The organism is Lentzea sp. NPDC051213, from assembly GCF_044455585.1.
In the GTDB taxonomy this organism is placed as follows: Bacteria; Actinomycetota; Actinomycetes; order Mycobacteriales; family Pseudonocardiaceae; genus Lentzea.
In genome coordinates, this window is sequence record NZ_JBITEX010000003.1 from 352,270 (window position 1) to 361,642 (window position 9,373).

Consider the following 9,373-nt stretch of genomic DNA (forward strand, 5'->3'; position numbering starts at 1 on the left):
GGCTCGGGGGCTAGCTGGCGAGATTGCGGCGCAGTGCCGCCAACCGGCCGGCGATGCTTCCGTCGATGATCTCGTCGCCGATCTTGATCGTGAGGCCGCCGGCCAGGGCCGGGTCGACCTCGACGTGCAGCGCGATCGGGCGCGAGTAGATCGTGGTCAGCGTCGCGGTCAGGCGGTCGATCTGCTCCGCGGTCAGCTCCACCGCGGACCGGACGTGCGCGACGGAACGCTGACGGCGCTTGGCCGCCAGGTCGGCGAGCTCGGAGAGCCCGTCCGCCACGCGCACCCCGCGCGGGTTGCGGACCAGCTGGTCCACCAGCGTCTTGGTGACCGGGCTGACCTTGCCCTCGATCAGGGAGTCGACCAGCACGACCTTGCCGTCGACGGCACCGGCGGGGTCCGCCAGCAGCAGCTCGAGCTCGTGCGAGCCCGCCACGATGCGGCCGAGCCGGAACAGCTCGTCCTCCACCGAGTCGAGCTGGCCGTCGCCTTCGGCACGCACCAGCAGCGCGGTGCGCGCGAGCGACTCGACACCGTCGACGAGCTCGCGCGGGCTGGACCAGCGCGCGGTCACGACGGCGACCAGGACCTGCAGGGTCGCGTCGCTCACCTTGCTCGCGAACAGTCCGCGAACGAGCTGCTCACGACCGGCGGGCTCCGACGAGGCGTCGGCGGCGGTGCGACGCAGTGCCGGCTGCTCGATCAGCAGGCCGAGCACGGCGAAGAACTCCTCACCGATCTTGGCGAGGTCACCGGTCGACGCGGTGGCATCGGCCAGCTCCAGCAGCCGCAGTTCAGCGGCTGCCAGAGCTTCACGACTTGCGGCATGCAACGTCATCGGCAGCCTCTACTTGCTCGCGGGCGCCGAGACGGCGTCCAACTCGTTGAGGAAGCGGTCTACGGTGCCACGGCGGCGGGTGTCGTCCTCGAGGGACTCGCCCACGACCTTGCTCGCCAGCTCGACAGCGGTGCGGCCGAGGTCGGCGCGCAACTCCGCGACGATCTGGGCGCGCTGCGCGTCCAGCTGGTGCTGACCCTGCGCGACGATCCGCGCCGACTCTGCCTGCGCCTGCTCGCGCAACTCCTCGATGATCTGCAGGCCCTCGGCCCGCGCGTCATCGCGGATGCGTGCGGCCTCGGCGCGAGCCTCGGCCAGCTGCTCCTTGTACTGCTCGAGCGTCTTCTGAGCCTCGGCTTGCGCCTGCTCCGCTTTCTCGATGCCGCCTTCGATCTTGGCGGTACGCTCGGCGTAAGTCGCCTCGAAGCGCGGGACCGCGAACTTCTTCAGGACCCACAGCAGGAGCAGGAAGGCGACCAGTCCGAGGATGACCTCGGACGTGTGCGGAAGGACAGGGTTTGGCTGACCCTCCGCAGCGAGGACCAAGGAATTCACCACGACGTCGTCTCCCTACGCGATCAGAAGGTGCTCAGGCCGCGGATGCGATGAAGTAGAGAACCAGGCCGATCAGAGCGAGAACCTCGACCAGGACGAAGGTCGTCCAGGCGATGCTCATCAGCGGGCCACGGGCCTCCGGCTGACGGGCGGTGCCGTTGATGACGGCGGCCCAGATCAGGCCGACGCCGATACCCGGGCCGATGGCGCCGAGGCCGTAGCCGATCAGCGCGAGGCCGGGGTTGATGTTCGCGGCGTCCTGGGCGAGAACGATAGCAGCGCTCACTTGTGCATTCCCTTTCCAACTCGTTCCGCGGAAGGCGCGGATCGGAGGCTTGTTTGTTGAGTACCACTCAGTGGTCGGAGGCCAATGCCTGACCGATGTAGCTCGCAGACAGGAGAGCGAAGATGTAGGCCTGGATGACCATGACCAACGCCTCCAGGAACGTCATCGCGATGGCGAAGGCGAAGGAGATCAGAGAAACCGGCTTCAACCAGGTGCCGGCCTCCAGCAGGAGGTACTCACCAGCAAGTGTGAACACCAGGAGAATGAGGTGCCCCGCGAACATCGCGGCGAAAACTCGGATCGCCAGCGTGATCGGGTTCATGATGAACTTGGTGAAGATCTCGATGGGCGTCAGCAGCAGGTAGATCGGCTTCGGCGCGCCCGCCGGAAACAGCTCTTTCTTCAGATAGCCCACGAATCCGTGTCGTTTGAACCCGACGAAGTGATAGACCGGGTACACGACGAGGATCGACAGCGCCAGCGGGAACCCGATGTGCGACAGCGTCGGGAACTGCACCAGCGGGATGAGCCCGAAGAGGTTGTTCACCAACACGAAGGAGAACAACGTGAGGATGAGGGGCACGAAGGGCTTGAAGTCCTTCCCGCCGATCTGCTCCCTGGCAATGGTGTTGCGTCCCAAGTCGTAGATCGACTCGGCGGCGAACTGGAACTTGCTCGGGACGAGCTTCATGTTCCGGGTCGCCAGGACGAAGAACACACCGATGATGACGACCGAGAGGACGACCAAGACCATCGGCTTGGTGACGCCGCCGAAGATCGGTGGGAGGAAGAAGTCCTTGGCGCCAGGGGGAACAAACTCGCCACCCTCAGCAAGAAGTGCCAGCTTCGCCACTGTGTTCCTTCCGGTTCTCCCGGCCAGCGTTCACTCCGCCTGGGGAATCGTCACGATCGGGACTAAACGTACCTCACGGTGCGCATGCGCCTGCCGGGGGTACCCCCGACCCTGGAGCATCCCTGGTTCGAGCGGACCCTACCAGCCGCTATAGGTCACTCCGACAGGCAGGTTGGGAAGACTCGAGGCACCACACTCCTGATCTTCGCGGGGTGGGGCGACCAGCCACGATGATCGCCCGACCGGCGGCATGGCCATCACCCTCAGTTGCGTCCGGCGAACGCCTGACGCAACGGGAACGTGAATGCTAGCTTCGCGACGTGGACATAACTCCGATGCGAGTCCCCGACGCGTATCGCGTCACGCCGAAGCGCCACTCCGACAATCGCGGTCACTTCCACGAGTCGTTCCAGGACCAGGCATTGTCCAGCGTGATCGGCCATCCGTTCAACGTCGCCCAGGTGAACTGTTCGGTTTCCCGGCGGAACACCTTGCGGGGAATCCACGGCACCGTCCTCCCGCCGGGCACCGCGAAGTATGTGACCTGCGTGCGCGGCGCCGTTCTGGACATCGTCGTCGACCTGCGCGTGGGGTCACCGGCGTTCGGGTCCTACGACGTCACAGAGCTCGACGAGAGCACCGAAACGGCGGTGTACATGGCCGACGGCCTTGGCCACGCCTTCCTGGCCCTCACCGACGACACCTGCGTCTATTACTTGTGTTCAGAGGCCTACGTGCCGGGAACGATGATCGAGGTCAACGCCCTGGACCCCGACCTCGGACTGCCCTGGAACCTGACCGGCGAGCCCGTCATGTCGGACAAGGACCTGGTCGCGCCCTCGCTCGCCGAGGCGGCGGGGTCGGGACTGCTCCCGACGTACGAGGAGTGCCTCGCCCACTACGCGAAGCTGCGCGGGACCAGCGGCGACTGAAAGGCCTCTGCAAGGCTGTTGCCAGCGCGCTCCCTATAGCGTCCGCGGACATGACCAACGGCAAGTTCAGGGATCCCCGAACTGTTCCTCATGAATCGGAACAGGAGCGAGCCGTTCGTGAACGGCTCACGAAATTGTTGACGGAAACTCCGATTCCACCGGAGTACCTGATCGACAATTTGGCCGTCTACATGCGGAAGCACCAGCTGACCGATCTGCTTTCGATGGACATGCTTTATCGGATGCTCCCCGAGGTTCCCGGGGTCATCATGGAATTCGGTGTGCTGCACGGCCGCCACCTCGCGGCGCTGACCGCGTTGCGCAGCGTGTACGAGCCTTACAACTCGCTGCGCCGCATCATCGGGTTCGACACGTTCACCGGGTTCCCGGACGTGGCGGAAGTCGACAAGGTCAGCCCGAGCGCGGTGAGCGGCCGGTTCGCGGTTCCGACCGACGAGGTCGACCACCTGCGCGAGGTGTTGGCGGCGCACGAGGCCAGTGAGCCGTTCGGCCACACCCAGCGGACCTTCGTGGTGCAGGGGGACGTGCGGGAGACCGTGCCGAAGTACCTGGAGGAGCACCCGGAGACCATCATCGCGATGGCGTACTTCGACCTGGACCTCTACCAGCCGACCAAGGAACTCCTCGAGGTCATCAGGCCTCACCTCACCAGGGGGAGCATCCTCGCGTTCGACGAGCTCGCCCATCCCAAGTGGCCCGGCGAGACGCTGGCGCTGCGGGAGGTCTTCGGGCTCGACTGCGGCACCCTGCGCCAGCTGCCCGGCCGTGAGCCTCCGGTGATCTACCTGAAGTGGGGCGAGTGATCGTCGTCTCCGAGCGGCCCGAAGGAGTCGGCGGTGCGCTGGATCGTGCACGGTGAACGTCCGGTGTACCGGAGCGAGTGGGTCGAGCTGACGCTCGCCGAAGTCGAGATGCCGGATGGTGCGCGGTACGAGCACCACCTGGTCAGGCTCCCACCGGCGGTGGCCGTGGCGATCGTCGACGACGCGTCCAGGGTGCTCATGCTGTGGCGGCACCGGTTCGCCACGGACAGCTGGGGCTGGGAGCTCCCCGCCGGCGCGGTCGGCGACGGCGAGTCCCTCGTGCAGACCGCGGTCCGCGAGACCGAGGAGGAGACCGGCTGGCGACCGCACGGGTTGTCGGAGCTGGCCTACATCCAGCCGATCAGCGGCATCACCAACGCCGAGCAACACGTGTTCCGTGCCGACGGGGCAACCTTCGTCAGCCCACCCGCCGACTCGTTCGAGTCCGATCGCATCGCCTGGGTCCCGCTCGCCGGCGTGCCCGAGCTCATCGCGCAGCGCAAGATCGTCTCGGCGGCCACGGTCGTCGGCCTGCTGCAGCTGCTGGCGGCCGACCACCTGGGAGAACTCGGATGAACGTCCGGCTCACGGCAGGACAGCGACCCGCTCTGGGCGAGCTCGGCACCGCGGCGCGGTTCGCGTTGTCCGCCGCCACCACCGAGACCTCGGTGTCCAGCACAGCGGATCTGCACTCCTGGTACGCCGGTTGCCATGAGCGGCTGGGCGGCGCCGAGATCGAGCGCATCCCGTTCGCCGAGATGCGCGGGTGGAGGTTCCAGCAGGACACCGGCAACCTCGTGCACGACAGCGGCCGGTTCTTCTCGATCGAGGGCCTGCGGGTGCGCACCGACCGCTCGTGGGTGAGCAACTGGACACAGCCGATCATCGTGCAACCCGAGATCGGTGTCCTCGGCATCCTCGTGAAGGAGTTCGACGGGGTGCTCCACTGCCTGATGCAGGCAAAGATGGAACCGGGCAACGTCAACCTGGTCCAACTGTCGCCGACCGTGCAGGCCACCCGGAGCAACTACACGAGGGTCCACCAGGGCTCCTCGGTCCCCTACTTCGAATACTTCCGGCACCACCCCGACGCCCGGATCCTCGTGGACGTCCTGCAGTCGGAGCAGGGCGCGTGGTTCCTGCGCAAGCGCAACCGCAACATGGTGGTCGAGGTCTTCGACGAAGTGACTCCCGGCGAGGACTTCCGCTGGCTCACCCTCGGTCAGATCAGGCAGCTGCTCAAGGAGCCGCACCTGGTCAACATGGACACGCGGACCGTGGTGTCGTGCATGCCGACGATCAGTTCCGCGCACGACCTGGTGGCAGAGGTGCCCGGCGACGACTTCGCCGCCGACGTGCGGAGGTCGACCTCGGCAGAGGCGAAGTCCCTGCACACCATCGGCGAGGTGCTGAGCTGGCTCACCGAGGTACGCACCCGCCGCGAGCTGTTGCAACAGCAGGTCCCGCTGCACTGCGTGGCGGAGAACGGCTGGCTGCGCACCCAGACCGAGATCTCCCACCAGGACGGCAAGTTCTTCCGGGTGATCGGCGTGGACGTGCGAGCAGCCGGGCGGGAGGTCGCCTCCTGGTCACAGCCGCTCGTCGAGCCGACAGGGCCGGGGCTGCTGGCGTTCCTCGCCAAGCCGATCGAGGGTGTGCTGCACGTCCTCGTGCAAGCGCGCGTCGAGGCCGGATCGATGAACGTCGCGGAGATGGCGCCCACGGTGCACTGCCATCCGGGGAACTACAGCGGCGTGCCCGAGGCGTTCCGGCCGCTCTACCTGGACACCGTGCTGTCGGCGGATCCGGCACGGATCCGTTACGACACCATGCAGTCGGAGGAAGGCGGCCGCTTCCACCGCGCGGTCAACCGGTACGTGGTCATCGACGTGGACGACGACTTCCCGACCGAGACGCCGTTCAGCTACTGCTGGATGACGCTCAACCAGCTCGCCGGTCTGCTCGCCCACGGCAACTACCTCAACGTGGAACTCCGCAGCCTGATCGCTTGCATCCAGGCGGCATGACCGAAAGGTGACCAGCAGCCGTGTCCGACCATGAGCATCGCCCGATCCTCTTCACCAGCCATTCCCACCACGGTCTTTTCGCGCCGCTGGCGGCAATCGCGAGCGAACTCGACCGCCGCGGGGTCGAGGGCCTGTGGTTCGGTTGCACCGAGGACCGCAAAGCGGACGTCGAGGCGCTGTCACCACACGGGCGGATCGGCTTCGTACCCGTCGGCAGGTACGTTCCCGAGCTGCAGCCGGCCAACTGGAGCGAGGAGACCTTCCAGCAGCTGAACTCGAAGTCCAGGGTTCGCGGCTTCGCCACGTTCATGGACCAGTCGCTCGTCGGGCCGTACGCCGCCGAGTTCTACCAGCAGTCGCTGAACGCGATCGACCAGATCAAGCCGGCGTTGATCGTCGTCGACCTCGGAGCGACGTGGATGTTCGACGCGGCGATGACGCGCGGTGTCCCGTTCGTCATCAACTCCCCGACGATGGTGAGCTATCTCTACCCGAAGCCGCTGGCGTGGTCCTTTCCCGCCGCGTTCTCCGGGTTGCCGTTGCGGATGACGACGGCGCAGAAGCTCACCAACCTGTTGTTCGCGCTGGCTCGGATCGGGGTCTTCCTGCACCCCCGGCGAATCAAGGCCACGTGGGCGTTGGTACGGGAGCGCAAGGAACTCGGCATCGGCAACACCGCAGGCCTGTTGCCCGTCTACGCGGACAAGGCGGCGGCGATCATCGGGCACTCGCTGTTCGGCATCGAGTACCGGTTCCCCGGCGCGCCCGCGCACCTGGAGATGGTGGGCCCGGTGATGCCACCCGAGTCGGCCGCCACCCCGGATCCGGGCATCATGAGCTGGATCGAGGCCCACGATTCGGTCGTGTACATGGGTTTCGGCGGCATGAACCGGCCGACCCGCGCACAGATCGACGCACTCCTCGGCGCAGCCCGGCTCCTCGGCGACGCACATCACGTGTTGTGGAGCCTGCCGAAGTCGCAGCACCACCTCCTGCCGGACGACGTGCCGTCCAACGTGCGGATCGAAACCTGGGTGCCGCAGGTCGACGTGCTGGCTCACCCGCACGTGCGGGTGTTCATGACCCACGGCGGCAACGGCACGCATCACGGGCTGTACCACGGCAAGCCGGTGTTGCTGATGCCGCACACGTGGGAGGCCCGCGACGGTGCGGTCAGGTTCGCCGACAGCGGTGCCGGGCTCCTGCTCGACGACACGCGCACGCCGGACCCGGCCGAGATCGAGTCGAAGCTGCGACGTCTGCTGGCCGACGGATCGCTGCGGGAGAAGGCAATGCATTGGCAGCGGGAGCTGCGTGCCGCGGGTGGCGCGAACGCGGCCGCCGACATCGTGCTGCACCACCGATGAGCGAGGCCGTCCGCCTGGGCGTGCTCGGCTGCGCCGACATCGCGATCCGCAAGGTGCTGCCCGCCTTGGCACACGTTCCCTCCATCCGGCTCGTCGCGGTGGCGAGTCGCACCGCGGAGAAGGCAGCGGAGGTGGCCCACCGCTTCGGGTGCGCCGCGGTCGCCGGGTACGAGGAATTGCTGGACCGCACGGACATCGACGCGGTCTACGTGCCGCTGCCGCCCGCACTGCACGCGGACTGGGTCAGCGCCGCGCTCCGGTGTGGGAAGCACGTGCTGGCCGAGAAACCGCTCACGCCGCACCCGGCGGAGACGGCTGCCCTGCTCGATCTGGCCACCTCTGCCCGACGCGTGCTGATGGAGAACATCATGTTCCCCCACCACAGCCGTCAGCGGCGGGTGCGCGACCTGGTGACGACAGGCGCCATCGGCAACCCTCTCGCGTTCACCGGGTCGTTCACGATTCCGGCGCGCCCGGCCAGTGACATTCGCAACTCGGCGTCCCTCGGCGGCGGCGCGCTGCTGGACGCGGCCGTCTACCCGGTCGCCGCCGCCCAGATGCTGCTGGGCGAACTCGACGTCGCCAGCGCCGTGCTCCGGCACGACCGGGAACTCGGCGTCGACGTCGCGGGAGCGGCACTGCTGCACGGAGCGGGTGACGTCACCGCCCAGGTCGTGTTCGGGATGCGGCACGCGTACACGTCCGAGTACCAGGTGCTCGGCGACCGCGGCCGCATCACCGTCGAGAACGCCTACCACCCGCGGGCGGACGCGGTGACGGAGATCCGTCTCCAGTCGCGGAACGGAACCGCCGAGACCCTCGTCGTGCCGCCGGACGACCAATGTGCCAACACCCTCGAGGCCTTCGCCCAGGCGGTGCTGAAGAGCAACACCGGACCGGTCGGCGACCTCACGTCGCGGACAGCCGTCCTGATCGACGAAATGCGGCGGCGCGCACCGGCCGCCTGACGTGGTGGAGCACATGGCGAACCAGATCATCATGACCGACGAGCTCCTCGGCTACGTCTCGAGGATCTCCCTGCGCGACGACGACGTCCTGCGCGAGCTGCGCGAGCTGACCGCAGACCTGCCCGGCGGCAAGACCATGCAGCTCATGCCAGAGGAAGGGCAGCTGCTGACGTTGCTCGCGCGGCTCTGCGGCGCGACGTCCGTCGTCGAGGTCGGCACGTTCACCGGCTACAGCACCCTGTGCCTCGCCCGCGGCCTGCCACCGCACGGCCGCGTGGTCACCTGCGACATCTTCCGCAAGTGGCCCGAGATCGCGCGGCCCTACTGGGAGCGCGCCGGTGTCGCCGACCGCATCGACGTGCGCATCGGCAACGCCGTCGAGGTGCTCGCCGGACTGACGGAGACGTTCGACATGGCGTTCATCGACGCCGACAAAGCCCGGTACCGCGAGTACTACGAGGCCTGCCTCGCGCTCGTGCGGCCCGGTGGGTTGCTGGTGCTCGACAACACGCTGCTCTTCGGCCGGGTCGTCGATCCCGCCGCCGACGACCCGGACACCTCGGCCGTCCGCGAGCTCAACGAGCTGATCGCCGCCGACGACCGCGTGCTCGTGTCCGTGCTGCCCATGGCCGACGGCATCACCCTGGCACTCAAGAACTGAACGCCGCGCGCTCCTCACCGGAGTGCTCGTCGAAGGGGGTCCGCGCCGCTCAACGGCACGGA

General features: G+C 67.5%; 11 protein-coding genes. 7 read left to right on the forward strand and 4 right to left on the reverse strand.

All coding sequences use genetic code 11. The annotated features are described in order from the left end of the window. Positions 1–10: 10 nt before the first annotated feature. From ACIA8G_RS15170 to atpB, 4 genes are all read right to left on the reverse strand, one after another. Entirely contained in the window at positions 11–844 is an 834-nt protein-coding gene (locus ACIA8G_RS15170; protein WP_396419666.1) for a F0F1 ATP synthase subunit delta, read from the reverse strand. 3 nt (positions 845–847) lie between these two features. After that, on the reverse strand, positions 848–1,393 hold the full coding sequence (locus ACIA8G_RS15175; protein WP_396419040.1) for a F0F1 ATP synthase subunit B: 546 nt from the start codon (positions 1,391–1,393) through the stop codon (positions 848–850). A gap of 34 nt (positions 1,394–1,427) precedes the next feature. Then, positions 1,428–1,679, reverse strand: a complete 252-nt coding sequence (locus tag ACIA8G_RS15180) for an ATP F0F1 synthase subunit C (RefSeq protein ID WP_396419041.1) — start codon at positions 1,677–1,679, stop codon at positions 1,428–1,430. A 67-nt stretch (positions 1,680–1,746) separates the two neighbouring features. Then, entirely contained in the window at positions 1,747–2,532 is a 786-nt protein-coding gene (gene atpB / locus ACIA8G_RS15185; protein WP_396419042.1) for a F0F1 ATP synthase subunit A, read from the reverse strand. 320 nt (positions 2,533–2,852) lie between these two features. Between atpB and ACIA8G_RS15190 the strand changes: the two genes are divergently transcribed. The 7 genes from ACIA8G_RS15190 (at position 2,853) to ACIA8G_RS15220 (ending at position 9,311) form a co-directional block, all read left to right on the forward strand. Beyond that, the gene (locus tag ACIA8G_RS15190; protein ID WP_396419043.1) at positions 2,853–3,464 is read left to right on the forward strand and encodes a dTDP-4-dehydrorhamnose 3,5-epimerase family protein; all 612 of its coding nucleotides are present in this window, start codon (positions 2,853–2,855) and stop codon (positions 3,462–3,464) included. 134 nt (positions 3,465–3,598) lie between these two features. Then, positions 3,599–4,288, forward strand: coding sequence for a class I SAM-dependent methyltransferase (locus ACIA8G_RS15195; protein ID WP_396419044.1), 690 nt, complete (start codon positions 3,599–3,601; stop codon positions 4,286–4,288). A gap of 33 nt (positions 4,289–4,321) precedes the next feature. Beyond that, positions 4,322–4,864 (forward strand): NUDIX hydrolase, encoded by a 543-nt coding sequence (locus ACIA8G_RS15200; protein ID WP_396419045.1) that lies wholly within the window; start codon positions 4,322–4,324, stop codon positions 4,862–4,864. After that, on the forward strand, positions 4,861–6,315 hold the full coding sequence (locus ACIA8G_RS15205; protein WP_396419046.1) for an NDP-hexose 2,3-dehydratase family protein: 1,455 nt from the start codon (positions 4,861–4,863) through the stop codon (positions 6,313–6,315). Before ACIA8G_RS15200 ends, ACIA8G_RS15205 begins: the two co-directional genes overlap by 4 nt. A gap of 20 nt (positions 6,316–6,335) precedes the next feature. Beyond that, positions 6,336–7,682 (forward strand): glycosyltransferase, encoded by a 1,347-nt coding sequence (locus ACIA8G_RS15210; protein ID WP_396419047.1) that lies wholly within the window; start codon positions 6,336–6,338, stop codon positions 7,680–7,682. After that, positions 7,679–8,650, forward strand: a complete 972-nt coding sequence (locus ACIA8G_RS15215; RefSeq protein WP_396419048.1) for a Gfo/Idh/MocA family protein — start codon at positions 7,679–7,681, stop codon at positions 8,648–8,650. Before ACIA8G_RS15210 ends, ACIA8G_RS15215 begins: the two co-directional genes overlap by 4 nt. A gap of 13 nt (positions 8,651–8,663) precedes the next feature. Then, entirely contained in the window at positions 8,664–9,311 is a 648-nt protein-coding gene (locus ACIA8G_RS15220) for an O-methyltransferase (protein WP_396419049.1), read from the forward strand. Positions 9,312–9,373 lie beyond the last annotated feature (62 nt).

Coding starts and splice junctions, on each gene's coding strand:
- ACIA8G_RS15220 (WP_396419049.1), top strand. CDS start 8,664: ATGGCGAACCAGATCATCATGACCGACGAGCTCCTCGGCTACGTCTCG.
- ACIA8G_RS15205 (WP_396419046.1), top strand. CDS start 4,861: ATGAACGTCCGGCTCACGGCAGGACAGCGACCCGCTCTGGGCGAGCTC.
- ACIA8G_RS15215 (WP_396419048.1), top strand. CDS start 7,679: ATGAGCGAGGCCGTCCGCCTGGGCGTGCTCGGCTGCGCCGACATCGCG.